The sequence below is a fragment of the Candidatus Gracilibacteria bacterium genome (assembly GCA_010119145.1).
GTDB lineage: Bacteria > Patescibacteriota > Gracilibacteria > BD1-5 > UBA6164 > JAACSU01.
Genome location: JAACSU010000008.1, coordinates 92094 through 115092 on the forward strand (window position 1 = coordinate 92094; position 22999 = coordinate 115092).

10 protein-coding genes are annotated in these 22999 nt (G+C 33.3%); 4 read left to right on the top strand and 6 right to left on the bottom strand.

All coding sequences use genetic code 25. The annotated features are described in order from the left end of the window. Positions 1-30: 30 nt before the first annotated feature. Positions 31-13164 carry a VCBS repeat-containing protein gene (locus tag GW846_04560; GenBank protein NDK10028.1) on the bottom strand — a complete coding sequence of 4378 codons (13134 nt, stop codon included), beginning with the start codon at positions 13162-13164 and terminating at the stop codon, positions 31-33. A gap of 342 nt (positions 13165-13506) precedes the next feature. Here GW846_04560 and GW846_04565 point away from each other — a divergent pair, with 342 nt between their 5' ends. Next, positions 13507-13899, top strand: a complete 393-nt coding sequence (locus tag GW846_04565) for a hypothetical protein (GenBank protein NDK10029.1) — start codon at positions 13507-13509, stop codon at positions 13897-13899. Between the two features lie 71 nt (positions 13900-13970). Here the strand turns inward: GW846_04565 and mscL are convergent, their stop codons facing one another. From mscL to GW846_04590, 5 genes are all read right to left on the bottom strand, one after another. Then, entirely contained in the window at positions 13971-14387 is a 417-nt protein-coding gene (mscL, locus tag GW846_04570; GenBank protein NDK10030.1) for a large conductance mechanosensitive channel protein MscL, read from the bottom strand. Positions 14388-14457: 70 nt separating this feature from the next. Beyond that, positions 14458-15213: a sulfite exporter TauE/SafE family protein gene (locus tag GW846_04575; protein NDK10031.1), complete on the bottom strand. Its 756-nt coding sequence runs from the start codon at positions 15211-15213 to the stop codon at positions 14458-14460. Between the two features lie 6 nt (positions 15214-15219). Next, positions 15220-17247, bottom strand: a complete 2028-nt coding sequence (lysS, locus tag GW846_04580; GenBank protein ID NDK10032.1) for a lysine--tRNA ligase — start codon at positions 17245-17247, stop codon at positions 15220-15222. 202 nt (positions 17248-17449) lie between these two features. After that, entirely contained in the window at positions 17450-17626 is a 177-nt protein-coding gene (locus GW846_04585) for a hypothetical protein (GenBank protein ID NDK10033.1), read from the bottom strand. A 70-nt stretch (positions 17627-17696) separates the two neighbouring features. Further along, positions 17697-18089 (bottom strand): hypothetical protein, encoded by a 393-nt coding sequence (locus tag GW846_04590; GenBank protein ID NDK10034.1) that lies wholly within the window; start codon positions 18087-18089, stop codon positions 17697-17699. A gap of 122 nt (positions 18090-18211) precedes the next feature. Here GW846_04590 and GW846_04595 point away from each other — a divergent pair, with 122 nt between their 5' ends. The 3 genes from GW846_04595 to GW846_04605 all read left to right on the top strand — a co-directional run bounded on the left by GW846_04595 (position 18212) and on the right by GW846_04605 (position 22999). Further along, the gene (locus tag GW846_04595) at positions 18212-21037 is read left to right on the top strand and encodes a type IV secretory system conjugative DNA transfer family protein (protein ID NDK10035.1); all 2826 of its coding nucleotides are present in this window, start codon (positions 18212-18214) and stop codon (positions 21035-21037) included. Positions 21038-21163: 126 nt separating this feature from the next. Continuing rightward, positions 21164-22081, top strand: a complete 918-nt coding sequence (locus GW846_04600) for a hypothetical protein (protein NDK10036.1) — start codon at positions 21164-21166, stop codon at positions 22079-22081. A gap of 12 nt (positions 22082-22093) precedes the next feature. Next, entirely contained in the window at positions 22094-22999 is a 906-nt protein-coding gene (locus GW846_04605) for a hypothetical protein (GenBank protein ID NDK10037.1), read from the top strand.

Below are 22999 nucleotides of genomic sequence, written 5' to 3' on the forward strand. Positions count from 1 at the left end.
AAATTATTGGTCTCTTTTTTTTGTGGTGTATTATCTTACTATATAACTCGATTGTATGTCATATAAGAGTTCGGCAACTTCTTGATTCCCTTGTTTTTGAATTAGTACATATGATACATTATCTCAGTTAGATTTGTATCCAAGTCTAAACTCAGAGGCAAGGGTGATTCTTCCATCTTGGAAGACTGTCATTATAGGAGTCCTTGTAGTGTCTCATGTTCGATATATAGATATACTTCATGGATTATATGGAACTCAGAGTGGGACTCTAAAACTAGAATAATCAGTTTGATTTAAAATGTGAAGATAACTCCCTCATGTACTAGCTTGACTCAATTTTGAAACTATATTAATTTCCTCTGCCGGAATCTTCATAAACTGTCGATACACTGGAGTATTTGCATAGTATATAACAATCTCTGGATACACAGAAGTATTTTTACTATCATTTGACGGAAGTATTTGGATACTTGCAAGAGCGCTTTTTAAATCAATCTTACCAGTGTATTCATTAATCTCAGCCAATGGACTATCATTGTAATACATAACAACTCAAGATGACGTCTGAAGTGATTCAAAATCATATCATCAATCTATATTAGTTGGAACAAGGTCTCATTGAGTGGCTTCTTGAAGTTTTTCAATCGTCCCTCCTCTATATCTATATAATCGTATTGGCTCGTCACTGAGAGTCTCATCTATTTGACCAACGATAGTATTATCAACAACATCATTTATCTCTGGAACTGGAGCATAGACCTCAAAAGGAACAACTTTAGTTCAGGTATTTCCATTATCATCCGTAATAGATATTCTAATATTTTTATTTACAAGCACATCATAGGGACCAAAAGTAATGGCAATACGAGAAGCGTTTCGAGTTATTTGAATATTTTGAGTATTTCTATCATTTTCTGAGTTTCCATCATTATCAGAGTCTACTTCTAAATCCATATCTAATCGAACTGATGAAATACCAGAGAGTCCCCCATCCTCATAAATATATGGAGTTAAATCAACAGTTTGAGTTTGATACACTGGAATACGAATCTTTTGATTGAGTCAAATTTGAGGAGGAAGTGTATCACTAAATGTTTGAGGTGAGAGAAGTATTTGATTTGACTGTGTTCAGATTAAATCTTCATTAAATGCTTGAATACGAGCATAATAGAAATCGTTTGGAACAGAGAGTCGAATATTATAATTATCAGAATTATTATTACCAAGATCATAGACTGTATAAGACTCGACTTCTCTCATATCAAGCTGGACTACTGATCCATCGTGATATCCTACATCTACATGAGAAGATGCTGAAAGTGTCGAAGTATTTCATTCAAATACTATATGAGAATCATTAAAGAGAGGTTTTCCAATGTAACTTGTAATATTTGTCCCAAATATATCCTCCTGTATTCAAGAGTCTATATACGCATTCCCATTTATTCAAGTAATAGTAGCACTTCTATCAAATACTATAGAACTGTGTGCATCAACTCGAGTTGATCACTCTTCTCCATCACTGAATGTATAACGAATTCTAAAAGAATCATTCGCAGAATATAATGGAGTTTTTGATGTCATAATAACTTGTCACCCACCTTCCAGCACTTCTCATATATTTTGAAGTTTCTGAGTTGTAAGTTTTAGTCCAGACATATTTCAAGTGTATTTGAGATATGATCTATTTTTTTGAATTTTATAATTTGAACCTGCAGATGATTGTAAAATTTTGTTTCAAGAATCGTAGGCATCTACAATATGTGTTTCTAGATTTGAAGATACGTAGGTGTCACTCTCATCCATATACCTATCAACAAGTGTGTTATACGTCAGTCTAAACTGAGAGATTAAAGGATTAGTTGGTTTTTGAAATGAGATATTTATCGCTTCGTCACTCACTTGAGCTTCTTCAAAATAGTTGATTGATTCGATGTATTCTCATGAGAAGAAATCATTGTCAGATGCAGCTAAAATAAGTGGTGGACCAGAAACAAAGTTTACAGTTGGAGTATTTTTTCTATTTTCTTTGAAGTAGAGTTTTCCATCTGCTAGATAGAGAACATCTTCATCTCTATCTCCATCAATATCAACTATACTTGGTTCTTCGTCACCCTTTAAGATATCTGTATAATCAAACAATTTATAGTTTTTTCCATATTCAAGAACATAGATACCATCATAGGTATATTGATAGGTTCCACTTGGATTACATGTTCATCCTGAAGAAGAAGTCGATGTATTTCAAGTTGGAGAAACGGCAGCTAATTCAGACCCTTCCTTATAAGAATTGAGTCATCCCGAAACTCTTTTTTGAATATTTTCGGCTTGCGCTTCAATTTCAAGTCGTTGTTTCTTTGTCGCTTCACTTTCTCATGAGGCAAGAGTTATAGCTGCGTCAAGTGTATTGAGATTGTACTCTTCAAGAGAAGAAGTATACATTTCAAATCGTGAACTATTATCAAAATCACTCTCAACTTCTTTTATAAAACTTGGAGCAGAAAGAATCTCTACTTTTTTAATTTGGTCTTGTGAGTATTGTATTTCAGTAGAAAGTATATCAATAAGTGCTTTAAATTTTTCGGAAGAGTTATCTTGTAATCATGCAATAAATGCATCTTCTTTACTGTACTGCAAATTTCTTACTTCATCCCATAAATTTCTCAGCTCTTGTGTTGATTGATCCTGAGTAACATCCACAGATGCTAGCTGAGTTCCCACATATTTTGTAAACTCAGTATTGTCTAAAGTTTCATCAGCATTTTCTTGCATAAATGAAATCATATCTTGTCATTTCTTTGCAAGTAAAGCAGCAACTACATAGATCCCATTTGGATTTTCATTCAGTGGAGCAAATGATACATCATCTGATGAAATACTTCAGTCATTTTCTATTTGTATATTTACGTCTTCAATTCAAGCATCAGAAAAATCTAGATTAGAAATCTTTAGATCAAACATATTTGCAATATTACTAGTCTTGGAATCAAGTGGTTCCATAATATTACTTACAGCTTCTATAATAAACTCAGATTCAAATTCAAAATTTACATAGGTAGAAACCTTGATAGCTGAAATTGCCGAGTATGAAAAAGCAGGTGGTTGGATATCAATAAAATCTGTTGGGAGGTATCCATTTCTTTCAGTAAGAAATGCAATTTGATCACCAGCTCTCCATTCAGGAACAAACGGAGATGTTTTCAAAATACACATCACTTTTGTAACGAGTTTCATTATATTTAAAACTCCTTCAACAGCCCCAAAAAGTTTTGGTATTTTTGGTGGTGGTGGAAGATCTGGTAATTCTACACTTGGAAGTGTTGGGAGATCGGGTAATTCTGGAAGAGTATATCTAGGAAGCAGTGGAAGCTCTGGAAGTGTGAGAGACGCTGATGGAGTATCTGGCAGAACAAGTCTTGGTGCAAGTGGTAATACTATTGGACGAGGAGATATATTGAAATCTGGAAGATATACAGTCAGTCCTGCTCTAATATTAGACAGGTCTAAAATAATATCCGGCCATTTTGGAAACTCTATTATAGGAGGACTTGGAATAATTGCTGAAACCAGTCTAAAAATAAATGACTGCAGATCCTGTCGTTCATTCTTACATTCGTGACATTCTTCTTCATATCAAATAAAGACATCAATAAGCAATTGCCATGATTTTAAAATCGCTTTTATAAGTACATAGAGCTCTACCCACGCTTTGAATCTCTCACCATTGGTACTAATCCATTCTCACATGAGAGTAGCAATTATCTCAACATTACAGAGTATTTGTTCAAGCCAGTGTTCTTTTACCTGAATTAGTTTAGAGAGTCTTTCTGGAAGCTCTTTGTACTCTTCTAGAATCTGAATATTTGTTTGGAGGGTATAGAGGAGAGCCTTTGCGTCTACACTTGCTTTATTTTTTATACTATTTTCTTGTTGGCATCTTTCTTGTTCAGCAGTCGTTGCTCAGTTACAAGCAGCTCATAGTGACCATCGTTGCTCTGCCTTTTCTATTTCTCTTTGCCATTGTTCTGCAGCAAGTTTCCAATCAACCAGTGATTTATTTATTTCTGTTTGATCGATCCATGGAATACTCACATCTACTGTCTCTGTTTCGATATCAAGCAGAGGAATATTTCATAAGAATTCATACACTTCTTGAATTCCAGAAAGCGTTTGATTCGTGTTTCCAATAGTTGATTTTCATTGCGCCGATATGATTTGTAAATCAATAGCTCGACATCGCACAGCATCTCTTCAACTACAATCAAGGGTTGTTTTTTGAGCACGTAATCCATCTATATTTTGAGTATATTCAAGTCTCTCTTGAGTATTGTCTTCTGTTTTTTCTTGATTAAAATCACTACTTGTCTTAGCAAAATTATTCCAACTCAAATTAATAAGACCTGACATTTCGGGGAGTACGACAAATACTTTCGGAAGATTTGTAAGTTTTGAAGTAACTTCATCTAGTTGTCTCTCCACCCAATCCATAAGGAAATTAGGAAATGCTCATACTCTTTTGTTGTTTATTTGTACTACATCACCAAGATTTCAAGCAGCTAATGCAGAAGTATCAATATCAACTGATGTTGACATGAGAGCTGTTGAATTTGAGTTTCCAATATTTATAAAAGGTTGGCTTGGAAGATAATAGTTTCCTCATCCATTTTTTCAAAGATCTGTCATAGCTTGTTCATATTTTCCATACAATCAGCTTGGAGCTCTCCCGGTTCTTAAATATTCTAAGTAGTCTCGAACAAAAGAATCTTCAAGTTTTTGAGGTGTAGATACTTGAGTAATAGCTCATTCACAATTTCAAGCAATTATATCAAAATCTCCTCATCCAATTGGATATCAAAGTGAAGTAGGATCTCATTCACCTCATTCACAATTAAACAATGGCATCGCAGCAACTATACAGTTTCATCCAGGAACAATAGGATGAACTCACATAGGATTTGCGTTTCATGCTGCAATAGCGGGTCAACCAAAACATGCTGCGATTCAAAATCAACCAGTGAGTGTTGGCGTAGCAAAAAGTCTCACAAAGTTGCTTGGAGATGTTACTCATAGTGATCCTCCAGCTCAAGGAGTCCCATTACAAAATCATTTATAAGAATTTTTTGAAACTGGCCAAAACGAAGGTATTTGCATACATCCACCAAATCAAAGTGGTACATTCATACCAGTGAGTGCTGAAAATATAGGGATTCATTCTCAAACTCTTAGACCATCTCCAATAGGCATACCAAAGAGCGTTGGATCATTTCATGGTGCCAAAGGAGCCCAGTTGAGAGGAGTTGCTATACAACTTCAACCTCCAAAACCACAACTCAGTCCGTCAATAAGCGTATCAACTTCATCAGATATTTCGTCAATTGACTGATTTATAGCGTCAAGTTGATCCATAAAATCGCTTTGAGAATCGCTAGAATCCATATTATCGTCACGATCAGATATCCCATCGTTATCACTATCTTTCGTAAGATTTGCAAGAGCTTGATTTGCGTATTTTACTAATTCTTCATTTGCAGCTTCATTATCTGGATTAGATGAAAGAGTTTTAGTACTTTCTAAAATTGTCTGCATATAGTCAGGAATACCATCTTGATCTGCATCTTCAAGCTCAGGGAAATTATTTCACACATCAAGTGCATCTTCATCACAAGTTGGTTCAACAGTTCATGCCTGATATGATCGAACTGCTGTAGATCTAAATATATCTGCTGTCTTCCCACAGTTTTTTTCATCTTTTTTTAAAATAATATCTCCGTAAATATCATCTCATAATTCTCATTTTTCATAGAGTCACACTTGCATGTATCAGTACTCAATTGGCAATGTCTCTAGCTCAAACCGTATAACTGCTTCTTCACCTGGAGCCAAAGTAAATCAATCTATAAGTATTTCATATTCACCAATTCCTGATTTTCGAACCACTTCTAAATTATCTTGAGAAATTACGGTAAAGTTATCATCTCTAAATTTAAAATAATCTGGAAGATCATCCACAAATGCAATGTTATTTTTTCGGGTATTACTCGTATTTTTTATAGTAATATCATAAAATACCCTGTCTCAATTTTGAAGATATTCACCATTTACATCTCTATAAGTTTTAGTTATTTGAAGTCATTGAGTACTCGCATATTGACCTCTTAGAAAATATTTATCTTGATTGAAACCATTCTCAAAACCAGAGTATGAAACGTAACTTTGATATCAATCCAAAAACTCTCCCAGTTCATCTGCCTGACCAGCCATTGATTCTGACTCTGATGAACCTCACACATTTGCAACACTCTCGCCAAATGTATTTACAAGGTTAGTTTGCGAGTTTCACGCTTTGAAATTCGTTGGCACATAAGGAAGTGAAGTATAGAGAAAGCTTTCTACCATAGCTTCGTTTATAAATTCTGGAGATCCTGGATTTTCTGGATTATTTTTAAGTTGTTCTAGATACTCTGACGAGTCTTGTAATATTGCAGCAGCTTTTTGCTCATCTATTTGAGTCAAACCATCAAAATATACAGCTCCTCCATATTCTAGAATTTGATTTGATATACGGATAGCTTGACCGTCTCAAACGAATTTTTTCGTAAATACAGGAGCTCGTGATGTTCCTCATCCATAAAAAATATGAACAAGTCACGCATCATCGAGTGTAACGATGTCATCCTTGCCATCAGCGTCCATATCAAAACTCTTGGCTTGTATGATACTTCCATCCAAAATAAAGCTATCTGAAATATCATATCTTTCAAAATCTTTAATTCTATTATTATACAGAGCAGGTTTTCAACTATTATTTACAAAAAATATATCATCATATCCATCTCCTGTAAAATCTCAGGTTTGGACCATTCTAGCTGATCAGCCATCTGCCGAATACACGAGATTTTCATGCGCGATAAATCTGCCTTGAGTATCATTATTTTCAAATAACTGCATATATCAGTCATTTTTTATAGTTAATATATCAAGTCTCTTATCTTTATTATAATCAAATGTTTGATAGCCAACCAATCAATCACTGTCATCTATAATTTCTCATAGAGTAGAATCAAATGACTTAATCTGATTTGGATTATTTGGGAAGCTATTTTTAAGAGCTTTGAGGGACAAGACTGGATCTCAGAGATTAATAAGTGAAAAACTTTGAAAATTTTCTGTTGCGTCTCACACACTTTCTCCTGCAGAAAACTGTAACAACATAGTATTAGTGTCTTGCCACCCTATTCAAGCCTCTTCTGAAGCTTGCTCTCATCATAAAATATCTCATTTATGAAATTCATTGAGAGCTTTATTATCTCCAAAAGGATCATTATAATAAAAATTCCATTGCGCTCTATTATTTTCGTCTAATATTTTTCGTGATGAGTATGAATTTGAAATAAGATGAACAATAAGTGTATCATCTAATGTTTGAAGTTTATTTTGCAGAAGAAGCTCATCACGAGTTATATTCAGTCAAAATTTTCATGATATTTTCATATTTCATGCAAGTGTCTCTCCGTGCATAATTTGAAGTGAGATTCATGGTCATTGATGCGTTGTATCAAGCATAAGAGTCACTCATGATTTTCTCACAAATCTACCAGATTTGCTTGCTTCAAAAATAGTTTTTCCAGATGGATCTCTGAGTGATACGTTCCCATTTTGAGTTTTATAACTATAAGCAGCATCTTCATTTATTTCCAAATCAATAGTACTTGTATTAGATATGTTGTAGTATACTTTAGCAACATAATCACTCAGTGCAGCATTATATATATCAAGGGTAAGTCTCCCATTTGCATCTAGATTCACCCCGTATTCTAAATCTTGGGTTAAACTTCATTGTTCGAGTTTTCAAATAAAACCATTTTTCTCTAGAGAAAAAATATCGTTATATTTATACGGAGAATTGAGTAAAGAACTCACGGCAAGTGAACTATTATTTCTGTCAAAAAGCAGTGCCCCTGCAAGATAATTTTTTTGAGTGAAGTCACCGTATGGAGCACCTAAAAGAACAGAATATAATCAGTTAAAAGCATTTCAATCAATAGAATCCTTATCCCAAAAGTAAAATGTTTCTATACTTCCAGCATTGGATCATACACCGCTGACTCTCAAGAAATTTGTTTCGTCCCAAAATTGAGATATTTGTTGTTTCCGAGCTTGGGAAAGAGATGCATATGCTTCACTTGCTTCTAGTGATTTTTTTTGAGCAAAAAGAGAAATAAATGTTTCACCATCTACAAAATCCTTAAAAAATCTTTTTCAAAGGCTTGTAAGTTCTCAAGTACTTGTTGTAAATCAGTTTATAGTAAGTCGTTCTCTATTAAATGGAGCCTGCCCCTCTAACTTAAATGAATTTGCAGATAAATCTGGTATGGATTGAACTTTGAAATACGCAGTCCCTGGAACATCTGTTCAAGAAATTTGAAATTGAGTTTTACCATCTACCACTGTTTTTCTTTTACTTCAAAGAGTTGCAATAGCAGTGCTTCCCTCAAATATTTCAGCTTGTATTTCTGTGACGTTGTTATTAAATACCGTATTTCCATATCTATCTTTGAGGCTTACGTCTACTATAGTTTTAGCGTCTGGAGAAGCTTCAATCTTAGTTTCACTCAGTGCTAGATCAACTTGAATAGCTTTGTCTGGATTGATGTTACTTCTTTTCTTATAGATGTTATTTCATCCTTCCACTTGAAGTTCAAAGAGTATTTGCTTTCAAGCAAGAGTAGAGGTTGTCATAGATACAACTCCAACTCAGTTTTTCACCTCAGTATAAATATCATCACTTTGTCAGTAAAGTTTTGGAATAGAGAGATATACTCGAGAATTGAGATTGCTAAGTGTATTCCCCGATTTATCTGTGAATGTTGCTCTAAATTTATATTGATTTCCTCAAACTTTTGGAACACCGTTGAGTCTATCAAGTTGGAGTCTAATATCAGAAATAGTTTGTATTTGATATTTTTTTGTTTGAATAACTTTTCATTGTGCATTTCGAAGCTCAACAGACAGAGTATTGTTAGATGCTCTATTAGTTGAACGAAGTCTAAATGGCTTATATCACTCTATAATTTGAGAAGTAATTTTGTCAGTTCAATTATCCTCAAATACCAATCATCCTCATTGAATTTCCATATTCACTTCATAGAGCTCACCTGAAGCAAGATTTCACAGAGAGTCAAGCGCACTCACTAAATGAGTAGATATATTTCCATCAGTTTCAATAAGAGTGGTAGAAATATTTACATCTAAAACAGATGCAGCCTTCGGAAGAACTTCAAAATTTCTAACACTCACAAATCACGTTCCATCTCTCACTTCTATCTCATATACTCACGCTGTTTTAGCTCAATAAATGGAACGTGGTGTGCTAAGATTATTTTCACTGATTCAAGACTGTTCATAAACAACTTCGTCATTTCTTTTTAAAGTCACGGAAATTGGATACGTCAGTGGGAGAACATTTCAAGCTCTTGAATAGTTTTCTATTCAAAAATACATCTTTTGACTCTTATTTTGATTTGTTGAAGCAGCAATACTCTCATCAATTGATTGTTTGGAAGTATCAAAAAGGTAGATATTTTGAGTACTTGAGGCAATAATACCAGTTTCTCAACTGTAAGTCCCATCATTTTCAACAAGATAGTTTCTTACAAATAATTGATCAGCTCGTATTTCTATTTTTTTTCGTGAACTCACTAGATTAATTACTCTCTCTCCTGAAGAGTCATCGGATTGAAGTCGAGATATGAAATACACATTGGCATCTTGGCTTTGTGTAGTGAAGTAATATTGTACTTCTCATCTTGAAGCTCTTTGCGATACATTTGTAAATGAAATATAGGCTTGAGCTGCAAGCAAATCTTCTTCTCCTGCAAGTTCTGGTATACTCTGATCATAAATAACTCTTATGTTATTTCATGAAAAAGCAGAATTGGGATCATTAGGTACCTCTACTCTCGCAAGTTCTTGTTTCACAGTACTTGTACTGTCAAAAGTCACTTGAGCGTCTTGAGCGTCAAAAATTTGAGTTTTATAAACTCATGAACTTCCATAATAATACCTATCGGCATCTGTAATATTTTTGAGTGAACCACCTTGAAGTTTTCACTCTATACAGTCATTAATTCCATTTTTATTAACATCTCCATCACAAGCAAATATCTCAGCTCTCTCATCCTCACTGAGAAAGAGTGTATCATATCAACAACTTCACTGACCAATTTCAATGGTTGGAGGAAGCATATCTTTGAGCCAGCAAATAACAGCCGGAATCCATTCCCATATAGGAACTCAATCAGGAGGGCTACATTTAAAGGTATCTTCGCTCGAATCGGAAACAGTTATAGATGAACCATACAGTGTTGTTTCCAGTTCAAGATTTTGAGATATTATTCCAGCATATGGATGATCTGATTTTTGTTCAGGATCAAGTTTTATGTACATATTTTGAGCATCTCAAGGAGCAGCAAGATATGCTGTTTCATATGAGGGTTTTGCTTTAGGAAGATGAAACTGTCCATCTGTGTCTTGAAACTCACTACTAAGGTATTCCTCAAAAACAAACTTATACTTCGAAGAAGGTGTTTTGAGTTGATTCCAATACACAGCAAAAACTAAAGTATCATAATAACTTATTGACTTACTTTGATTATTCGCTGTATATACTTCAAGCTCCTTATTTTTAAGAGAGGTATAGAGATTTACATTAGCTCTTGGATATTCTCAAGTTTTGAGATACTCATACATTTCTTTTTCTTTCGCAGAAAGATTTCAAGGATTTGAATTTGCAATAACTGTATTTATTGATTCTGAAATTGAATCTAAATAGTCTTTTGTTTTTTTCTCAACATTTTCTAAAGTAAGATCCTCTCACGCATCAAGCTCAACTCGAAACAACTGTGGAAAGTCTATTTTTTTATATCAATAGCTCGGTGCAGTTCCTCAATTAGCTCAAATAAAATCAATATATCTATCAGTATCAATTGGGAGAGATGGTGTAAATAAAGCACTCGTCTGTTTTCCAAATTCTTCATTTGTTGGAGAAGTATGTAAAATATAAGAACTTATATTTTTGTATGTATAAACTTGTGTTGGTGGACAAGGATTACATTCTCTTCCATCTTCGCTACTATTTGTACATACTTGCGCCTGTAATTGTGATTGGATTTCTTTTCAATTGTATACTAAACTTTTAATTTTACAGCTTCCTCATCCAGAATTCCCCCCTGTACTTTGAGTCCATCATTGAGAAACTATAGAGTCGAAAGTTTCTACATTTGTATCTTGAATATTTGTAGCAGAACAAAATCTACTTTGAGAAGTTGTTCCAGCTGGAGAATTTTCAATTCATACACTGGAAGACCCATTTGTAAAATCGGTATAATATCTTACATTATCTCAAGGATTCACTGGAAGATCAAAACGCACTCTACAACCATAAACGGTATCTCAGTCTGAACCACCTCTCTCATAAGAATAATAATCCTCTCTATAGGTTTGTGTAAGTACAGGATTAATGAAACAATCAACTGGACTTGGGATCTTTGATTCATCTGAAGATTCCTTCGAACCCAATATATCAAAAACTGGTCTAATTCAACCATTAAGATTATGTTCTCATAGCTTTAAACCACTATTTCAATTATTAAGTCATTCAAGGTTTATTGGAGTATTTTTCCCCCAGAAACCACTCATTCATGATATAACCTTTCAACTTGCTTCATCATATTTCATCGCTAATCAACACATTGCTGTATCAGATTGTACATTATTAATATTAATTCATCTATTTGCTTCAACAAGAGTACCCGACAAGGTACTTCACCTAAACACACTACACTGAGCTGCGTTTGTAATGTCTGAAGATTTTGTTCCAACAATATATCAAGTATATTCTTGTTTACATGATGCTCAGATTCATGTAGAAGAATTTCAGACTACAGACTTAGTGAGCGGAATAGCTATATTTCTTGATAAACCTCATGCAACAAGATTAGTTATTTCTTCTTCAAGTCCAGTATTGACATTTTTAATAACTTCAGCTGTCACTTCATCAATGACTGAAATAAGAAACGGAGGCATATCTACATTCACTTTTGATCCCCCCTCGTTATATCTCCCAGCATTAAATACATGCTTTCTCATTTCAGAAAGCGTAGAACCATTAAATATTTCTAAAAATTTCTTCGTTGCGTTATCTGTAATATATCTCGTGGAAACATCAGGAGCTCAAGTAGTATCAGGTCCATTTGAGAGTCCAGAAATATCAAAACTTGGATCTACATTTTTGAGAAGATCTGCTATTTCAAGATTTTGAACTCATAGTACTTGATCTTTTACTTTTCAAGCTAAGTCTTTAGAGTACCTATTATAGGTAATATCTTCAATATTTTGAAGGTATGCTTGGTATCAGACATACTTTTGGTATTGAAGTGCATTATTTTCTCTAAATTGATCATAGTAAAATACATACGGTTCATAATCATCATTCGCCTCCGTAGCCTCACCATCTATAATTCCTTTATTTTGATTAAATATTCCTTTTCAAATATAGAAATCATGATTTTTATCAAAGTAATCTTTTATAGAATCAATATCATCTCAGACATTTCACGTATTTGGAGAAATAACCCCATGCCAAATTTCTGGTTCTAGTTCAGTATTCGCTTCATCAGATTTTTGATACTTAGAACTTAGCTGATCAAATATGTACGACTTCTCAGTGAAATCGACATATGGTAAAATACTTTTTCATGATTGCGCCCCATCAAACACCAGTGGAACTGGAATTTTTCAGACTAAAACAGTTCAAACAAGTCGTGATTCAAAATTAATGTTATCTTTTACTGATTTGTATCATTCGTTGTAGAGTGATTCATTGAGTGAAGCTATATCCAGTACCGACGCGTCACTTGGGGTTGGAAGGATTACAACTTTTGTATTTTCTAAAACTCATTGTATATCACGACTATACCTTACGAGCTTTGATCTTACAGCACTATAGGTATCTTCATCTACTATGATAGACACTAGGTTATAATATTCATCTTGTGCAGCAAAAGCTTTATATGAGAAATATTGTTGAAATGGAATTTGAAGGGTCACAGAAAAGAGCAGGAAAAAAATGAGTAATCCTGAAAGTATTTTTTGTAATCCCGGCATCCACATAAATAGGTAAGTTTTCTGTATACTAAAGGGAGTGTACTGAGTTTTTAACATAGTACCAATTATCGCTCTTAAATCAATAAAAAAGTGAACAAATAATGTGTACAAACTCTTATTAATCCTATATTTTCACAGCTTGTGAAATATATAATAAATTCTAGCATATAATACTAGCATCTAAAACTATTTTTGCTTGACGATAACTCGAGTCCTACTCTGAAAAATTACTATCATACAAGTAATATTTTTCTTACTAAAATATGCAAAACTTTTAATATTTGATTTACACTTAAAAGTATGAGAATATATGTATATATTATATTTTAAAAATTGAATTATATGGCACAATTTGATACACCAGATTTTTGTGAAGAAGCAAAAGATGGTTGATTTACAAATGATCTCACTCCAGAAGAAAAGGATGAATGCTGAATAAAATTAACGCCTAGTGAAAAAGAAGAATTTATCGCTCGGAGACAAATGCTCCTCAAAGAGCTAGATAATTCTAGGAGCCTAGAATTAGATGAATGAGATTTTGATCCTATTTTAGAATGATCACCAGATTCACGTACGAGTAAAGATCTGTTTCCATGAGATTTCGATCAAAATCTCACTCCACAAGACAGTATTGATGACAACTTTCTAAAAAATACTTTTAATAGTAATAACTCACTTATTAAACCAGAAACCAAAGATGAAATAGAAGACATCTTACAATGATTAGAATATTAATAAAATCTAAGTCAAAATATAAATAAAAAACTTCCCATTTTGGGAAGTTTTTTTGAAAGAAAATGAAAAAATTATTTCTTCATAAGTGAGTCTCTAATTTCAGTCAAAAGTACAATTTCTTGTGGAATTGCAGCTTCTTCAACTGGTTTTGCTTCTTCTTTCTTTTGCATATTTGAAAGAGCACGCACCATCATAAAAATAATAAATCCAAGAATTACAAAACTTATAGAGTCAGTAATAAATTGACCGTACTTAATAGCTGGAGCTCCTGCTTCTTCAAGAGCTGCAAGTGACGCGTAAGTATTTCCATCAAGTGGGATGTATAAATTAGAAAAATCTACTTTTCAAAGTATGAGTCCAATTGGAGGCATAATAATATTGTCTACAAAAGAACGAACCACCGTTGCAAATGCAGCCCCAAACATAAAACCTATTGCTAAATCAATAGCATTTCCTTTGAGTAAAAAGTTTTTAAAATCTTGTAACATATATTATATATTATAAAGATATAGTAAGTACAATCTTACTATATCTATTTTATAAATTATTTCAAGCACATTAGAACAGTTCAAATATCAAATACAATGCTAATAACACACTTAAATATTTTAAAAATTTTTCTAAAACTTCACTATGAATTTTATGAACAAAGTATCAGGCAATAAGTCCAGAACACAAAGCTGTAAAAAACATAGGAATATAAAAATCTACATTTATGAGTCAAAGTCTAAAATACTCTATTGTCCCAACAGCTCTTGCAAATACAAATGCAAAACTCAGTACAAATAGAGCTCTATGATAGGTAAAATGAAATATAGTAGTAAGTACTAAAAGTCATACAATAAAATCTCAAATAGAGAGGAAAGCATTATATGTTGCAATAAAAAATCACGCAACACATAATAATATTATATTTTTCTGACTTGCGACAAATCACAATTCCGATTTTTTTCAATTTCAAAAAAATAGATTTTTAATAACCAATCATCCAATCGCAAGAGTGAAAAATATTTTCACATATTCACTTGGTATAATATTTAGTAAATTTGCTCAAAGTAATGCTCAAAATAGAGCTACGAGAACCAGAGCCCACATCCATTTCTCAATTTTTTCTTTTTTAAGCAGCATAAATAGCAATCCTAATTCACTTCAAAGGACTGCTGCATTATCCAAAGCAATAGCATTTTTTATAGGAAATCATATTATATTTTGTAGAAAGATTTGAGTTACTAAACTCCCTCCTCCTACAAAGTTACCATATAATTCTCAAAAGAAAATACCAATACAAGCAAGGAAAATATCGAAGTTAAACATGGGGAATTAACTATATAATGGATACTCTTTCGTCAACTTCTCTACATGTTTTTTATCTCCAAAAATAAGTATTCCAAGGTATTCAACTTCTGACATTTTTTTTATTTCAGTATTTTTTTGTACGATACTATCATCACTCGTTTCAAGCATTTCTCGAGTAAATGGAACGACCTCTAATCAACCATTTTTAGCAATCTTATATAACTCTTGAATTTTTTGATTATTTTCAGCCTGCTTGATAATAATTGCATGTTGAATATTCATTGGAATACTTTGTCCATCTGAAGTTATTGCTGACTCTTTTTCAAAAAGGCTTTTTCAGACTCTTGCTGAAAACGAAGCAGATAAATGAGCAATAGTGTTAAGCTCTTGCCAATTTTGAAGTTTTGATTCTTTGTTTAACAGCGCTACCGCAAGCTGTGTTTTCTTACTAGGTTTTTCTTCGTTTGTATTGGTTTTCATAAGTGGAAAGAGAACCATATCTCTAAGATTATCTTGGCCTGTTAAGAGAGCCAGTATTCTCTCTACCCCCATTCACCAACCAGATTGTGGTGGCATGCCGTATTCCATAGCAAGAACAAAGTCATCATCACTCGAGGTTGCCTCCAGATCTCATTTTGCAAGAGCATCTCCCTGTGCTTCAAAATTAGCAATTTGAATTTTAGGATCAACCAGCTCACTATATGCTTTAATAACTTCCCAGCCATTGATAACGAGTTGCCATTGTTCAACTATATCTGGGTTCGTGTCATTTCCTCTCGCAAGAGGTTGCATAGTCTTAGGATAGTTATACACAAATGCTGGTCCCGTAATACCTGGACGAAGTACTTTTTTATACAGGTAGTCTATCATTGTAGCCGTCACTTGTTTATCTATTCACTCCCAACTATATCCTGACTTTTTTATTTCAGTTCTGAGTCTATCCTCATCTTCTGGTCAATACTGAGATACATCAATTCCAGATTTGTCTAATACTCACGCTATATAATCGATTCTTGGCCACGGAGTCGCAAAATTAACTTGTTTTTCTGCTCAAGATTTATCTTTTACAAGGACTTCTTTTTTCAGTTCAGGAATATTTTGAAATACAAAATCAAACATATCTTCCGTAAACTTCATATTATCCTCATAGTTCCACCATGCTGCGTAATGTTCAATTGCTGAAAACTCTTGTATATGACTTGGATCTGATCACTCATTTCTAAAATTTCTTGTGAATTCTACGACTCTTTCAAATCTTCAAACAGTCGCTTTTTTCAGTGCTGTTTCTGGAGAAATTCGTAGGAAAAACTCTTCATTAAAATCATTGTGATGCGTAGTAAATGGAGCGGCTGCAGCTCAGGAAGCAGAGTTTCATAAAACTGGTGTCTCTATTTCTATAAATGCTTGAGATTCATAAAAATCTCTGAGAGTCTTTACAAAGGTACTTCTGAGCTTAAATCTCTCAAAACTCTCAGTATTCATAATCATATCAAGATATCTCTGTCTATAGATTGTTTCTATATCCTGAACTCAATGCCATTTTTCTGGAAGTGGTCTCACAGCTTTTGACATGATTTGAAATTCCGATACAAAAATAGTGAGTTCACCATGCTTGGTTTCAAATAAATCTCATTGAACTGCAATATAATCACCCACCTGACAAAATTTTTCTGCTATTTTATAGGCTGATTTTTCTTCTCCGTCTATTTCTATACTCTCAACTATTTCAGTTCCTGTATTTAGTTTTACAAGGTCACGCATAAAAAATACCTGAATATCTCAGCTGTGGTCTCTAAGTTTTGCAAAGGTAAGTTTTCCATGAGATTTTGTAGCCATTATTCTTCCAGCAGTTTTAAACTCAGCTATACTTCCTCAAACCATGAGATTTTCTATATCTCTAATATATCCTCCTTTCGTGTCATCTTCACTTCTCTTTCTAATTTCTGCTATATCTATTTTTCACTTTAGGTTATTCGCGTACACGATAACTCCAGCATCTTTCAGTGCCTGGATTTTTTTCATTCGGTCTTGTGATTCTTTTGAGTAGTCCATTTGTTGCAAGTTTGAGTTATAAAAAAACTGTTTTCTTTTCAAAAAACAGTTTTTCTCATCCAAAAGGAGAGCCATTTTCGATTTATGACTTTCTAGGTTTCTTTTGTTTGAGAATTTTCATATATATAGTAGTTTGAGTAACGGCTGAATTATAAAGAGAGTGTAGTATTTTGCAATTTTTTATAATCACAATTCTCTATTATTAACTCTTTTGTTCAATTTTATCTTTATAGTTAATATCTCGTATAACTTCATCCCCACCAAAAATAGTAACGAGACTATCTTTTACACCATCCATAAATCAAGAAACAGCTGCAGCAAAAATACCAGGTTCATTTACTATTACTATTTTTCTCTCAATTTCATATCTTTCACTCATATTTAAATATTTAAAAGTAAAAATGTATTATAAGTATTATATGTATCCTATAACATTGTCAATTGCTTCTTTAGAATCCCTCTCATGTTATAACTCATAAATCTTTCATTTTTTGGATGTCATATTGGTCGGTAACCAATTTTGTTTGTGCTGGAATTTTTTTATTAAATTTCCTATTAAAATGTTCAACTGATGACTCATCTTCTATTTGAAAAGAATGATGGAGAGTAGACAGAATAGCATTTAAAGAAACATCAGTTTGCATAGAACATTCCGTACTTTCAATTCAATAATTTGAAGCTACTGTGTCTAAAATTTCTTGTAATTCTACAGTATCTAAAATATTCATAATATTTCATGAGTGACTTAGAATTTTATATGTTTCCATATCAGATTCATCAGGATTTCGTACTCTCGGTATTCAGCACGTTCTCAAAGAACCTCCTGAAGTTAAATTTTTCATTTTAAAACATTATAATATAGAACTCAATCATAATAATCTACAGTGTTTCGTCAAGCTTGGTTCTTCGCTTAAATGACTAATCTATGCTATTGTTGAACAAATATATATTTATAGCCAAGTGTATGCGATATCTCATTTCCATTTTAGCTCTCTTCTTTGTAATGCAAAACCAAGTTTCTGCAGCATTGGGTCGTGGCTTACAGCAGCAAGCTTGAGGAGGAAGTTCATGAACTGCTGTCAGTGCTTCTGATGCTTGATCTGAATGATTCTTTGGAAATATAGCTTCGTTTTTTAGTTTTTTCTTCTTACATGCTCTTTCGATTGCTATCTGGGCTTTTATAATTTTGACCTGTACTTTTATAGTTTACAAATCTATACGCCTCGCTTTTGAGCTTTTTTATTCTAAAAATCTCAGATACCTTAAAATAACACTTCCAAAAGCTGATTCTAAACTCGACAAGGAACGGGAAACAAAAAAAGACTTCAAGGAAAAAATAGGAATGATGTCTATGTTTTATAAAGCCATTCATAAACTTTCTGAAGCTGGACTTCGAGATACTCTTCTTAACTTTTTATTCGGACATAGTAAAATAGCCCTCGAACTAGTGTATGAACATGGGGAAGTAAGTTTTTATATCGTAACCTATGAAAACTACGTCAATCTTATATCACAACATATTACATCTATATATAATGATGCTGAAATACAACTTGTACCAAAAGAGGATTACATAACTCTTAAAACAAAGGGTTATTCTATGAGAGTAGCGTCTCTCGGAAAAGAGCATGATGATGTCTATCCTATAAAGACATTTAAATATTTAGAGGATGATCCTATAAATAACTTCACCAATGTATTTTGAGGTCTCGCAAGAGAAGACAAAGCTGTCTACCAAGTAGTTATAAAACCAATCAGTTCTAAATGGAATAAAAAGGCACTAAAAGCAGCGGGACTGGTTGCAAAAGGAAAATATAAAAAATGAAGAAACTTTACATTGTTGTCAATTATTTTTAGACCATTTACATGGCTTTGGAATCCACTTATGGCATTAGTAGAATGACCAGAAGATATGGTAGGAAGCAATAATGCTCCCGGAGCAAGTGAGTGAGATGCGTATAAAATATTCAATCAAGCTGAAACGGAGGCTCAAAAAATAATGGGGGAAGCTGCAGCTCAGCCATCTTTTGAAACATCGATACGTATTATTGTTGCCTCTCCAAATAAACGATCAGCAGAAAATGGGGTGCACGCTATTGTAGCAGCAGCTTCTATATTTACTGATGAATATAATAACGCACTGGATAACCCTCAACTCTATGAAGACTCACTCCCATGGATATTTACTCCATGTCGGTATTTTGCATTTAGACATAAACTCGTAGGATTTTTTCAAAATATATCTGTTTTTTCAGCTGATGAAGCCTCAACTTTGTTTCATATGCCAGATATAAATTATAACAAATCACCGATTATAAATTGGCTTGAATATAAGAAACTCCCTCTTCCTCACAATATTAAATCTCCGATGGACCCAACGATGCTTGAGGAAAAAGATCCAGTAACTGGAGAAACAAAACTTGTACATAGACACCTTTGAGGATTTCCTGTCTATAAAGATGGTGTATTACTTTGATGGAATGAATATAGAAATAAAAAAACACCTATTTATTTTAACAGAAAGGATCGAGGAAGACACCACTATATCATTTGAAAATCTGGGTGAGGTAAGTCTGTATTTATTGGATATATGGCTCGTCAAGATGTCTGGAATGGGGATGGAGTCTGTGTCATAGACCCACATGGAGATTTGGTTGAGGACGTACTTGAATTTATTCCAAAAGAGCGAGCAAAAGATGTCGTTGTATTTGACCCGTCAGATACTGACCGACCTATGGGTCTCAATATGTTAGACATTATTGCCACTGACCCGGACATTAGAAAGCGAGAAATGGATAGAGCTGCAATGGACGCAACTGAAATATTTATCAAAATATTTGGTGATGAAATATTTGGTCCAAGGATCCAACATTATTTTAGAAATGGATGTTTGACACTTATGGAGGATGAAGAGGATGGAGGAACTCTCATAGATGTACCAAGACTTTTTGTAGATGAAGCATTTATGAAATACAAAACAAGAAACCTTAAAAATCCAGTCGTGAAATCATTTTGGGAGCATGAATATGCAAATACTGGGGATAGAGAAAAACAAGAAATGATTCCGTATTTTTCTGCAAAATTTGGTCCGTTTATTACAAACTCTACGATTCGTAATATTATAGGACAACCAAAATCAGCGTTTAATCTCAGAGAAGTTATGGATAATAAAAAAATTCTTCTCGTTAATCTCTCTAAAGGTAAAATTGGGGCACTCAATGCTCAGCTACTTGGTCTCATATTTGTATCTAAAATTAATATGGCTGCGATGAGTCGTGCTGATATTCCAGAAGCAGAGCGTAAAGACTTCTATATGTACGTAGATGAGTTCCAGAACTTTGCCACAGAAACATTTGGAGAAATACTTTCAGAAGCCAGAAAATATCGACTTGCGCTCATTATGGCTCACCAATTTATTGCTCAAATTTGAGGATCTGGTGCTAAAAAATGAGATAAACCATCTATTAAAGATGCAGTATTTGGGAATGCTGGAACTATTCAGTCATTTAAAGTTGGTGCAGATGATGCTGAATATATGGAAAAAGAATATGCTCCTCTCCTCTCTCAACAAGATATTATTGGGATAGCCAACTATACAGCTTATATTAAACTCAATATAGACAATTCTACGACCCGACCTTTCGATATGAAAACTATATGGGATAATGGATATCAAAACAAAAAAGCAGCTGCAATTCTTAAAGAATACTCACGAAAAAAATATTGACGAAAGAAAAAATATGTTGATATAGAAATCGAAGCAAGACTCTGAATTATGAATGATAGCTAATAGTTGCCTCAAAAAGGATTAACTGATATTATATACCTATACAGTATAATTATGTACATGAAAAATATAAATTACATTCTATCACTTCTCATATTATCATTGATATTTCTATTTGGAAATATCTTTATGGCGTGAGCTGTAGATAATACAATACGTTCAAATAACGTAAATATTTGAGGAAGTATAGGAAGTGAATCTTCTAATCTATGACAAAATGATCCTCTTGAAGAATTCGGTGATTCTGGTCAGTTCATATGAGTATCAAGTTGAGGAGAAAGTGGGATTTATAATACTATGATTCGAATCGCAAGAGATATCAAAAATTTATTTTATGCAATTGCTACGGTGCTTTTTCTTATTATAAGTCTGAGGCTTATTTTTTCCAGTAATACAGAAGAGGAAATAGGAAATTTCAAAAAATGAATTATTTGGATTACCATTTGACTCATCGTTATGCAAATAGCCTACTCATTTGCAATCGTAACCTTTGATCAATGAGTATCTGCAAGTCTCTGAGTAAGTATTATACAAAACATAGCCTATCCATTAATTAATCTCATCAAAACACTTGCTTCTGTATTTTTTATAGCGATGGCAATCTTTGCTTTTTTTAGACTCGTCACAGCCAATGGAAATGAAGAAGCTATAAAATCCGGAAAAATGACTATAGTATATGCTATATTTTGATTCATTATCGTGAAACTAGCAGATGAGATTGTTCAAGCGTTTTATGGGAGAATTGACTGCAACAATACATCTGGTTGATTCATAAATACACAAGCAAATAATTGTATAAACAGAAGTGATATATCTGAGTGAATTTACATAATCACAAATATACTCAATTGGCTCAACGGTTTTGTTGCAATCGTTGTACTCATTATGATTATATATGCAGGATTACAGATTATGCTCTCTGGTTGAGATGAAGAAAAAATAAAAAAATGAAAACAATCCATCATCTATATCGCTATCGGGATTGCCATATTGATTGTAAATTACCTAGTTCTTACTTTCTTTCTTGTCCCACAAGGAACTATTTAATAGTAAAAAATTATGAATAAAAAAATATTTATACTCATTTGAATCTTTGCACTCCTTATCTTTTGATTTGACCTCAATTTCGCACAAGCTGTTGAAATTCCTGGAACATCAAAAATACAAGATGTCTCTTTAAATGTAGGTTCAAGTGGAAATATAGTACGAGATATTTGAGAGATTGGATTTCGAATCCTCACAATTATCAAAAGATTTATAATGTGATTACTTGTTATATTTTCTGTCTATATTGGGATAATGATGATGATATCACTTGGTACAGACGAAGAAAGACTTTCAGCAGCTAAAAGACAAATATGGTATATGCTCGTAGCATTAGTATTCATAAATATTCCAGGAACTATTTATGAAGCGTTTTACAAAGATGATGGAACTACTGTTGGAGATAGTATTAATACAGATACTTTTGGGAATGCAAGTAGCGAAAGCTCTTGAAACCTCTTCTTTGATTTCTTTGTGTTTAGTTATACATTGAATAATCAGATAGTATTGTTTCTGGAAGTTATGATTTTCCTTTGAGCTATCTTTATGATCGTCCTTGCAGGTATACAACTTATGACTTCCAGAGGAAAGGAAGAGCGACTTACCGAAGCAAAGAATAGGATACTCTACATTATCTTAGCTCTCATTTTTGTCAGTATAATAGAGGCTTGGAAACGACTTGCTTTTGGTTGAGTCATAGAAGACTGAGTTAATCTCTTTGCTTCACTCGCAAATCTTGCTCTCTTCTTTGCAGCTCCAGTAGCTATATTTTTCTTGACACTTGCTGGATATTACTATATTACTTCTAATGGGGACGAAGAAAGAACGAAAAAAGCGAAAAGTATAATTGTAAATACAGTACTTGCTACTCTGATACTATTAGCAGCCTATACATTCCTCATTGATCTCGCTACTCTTTAA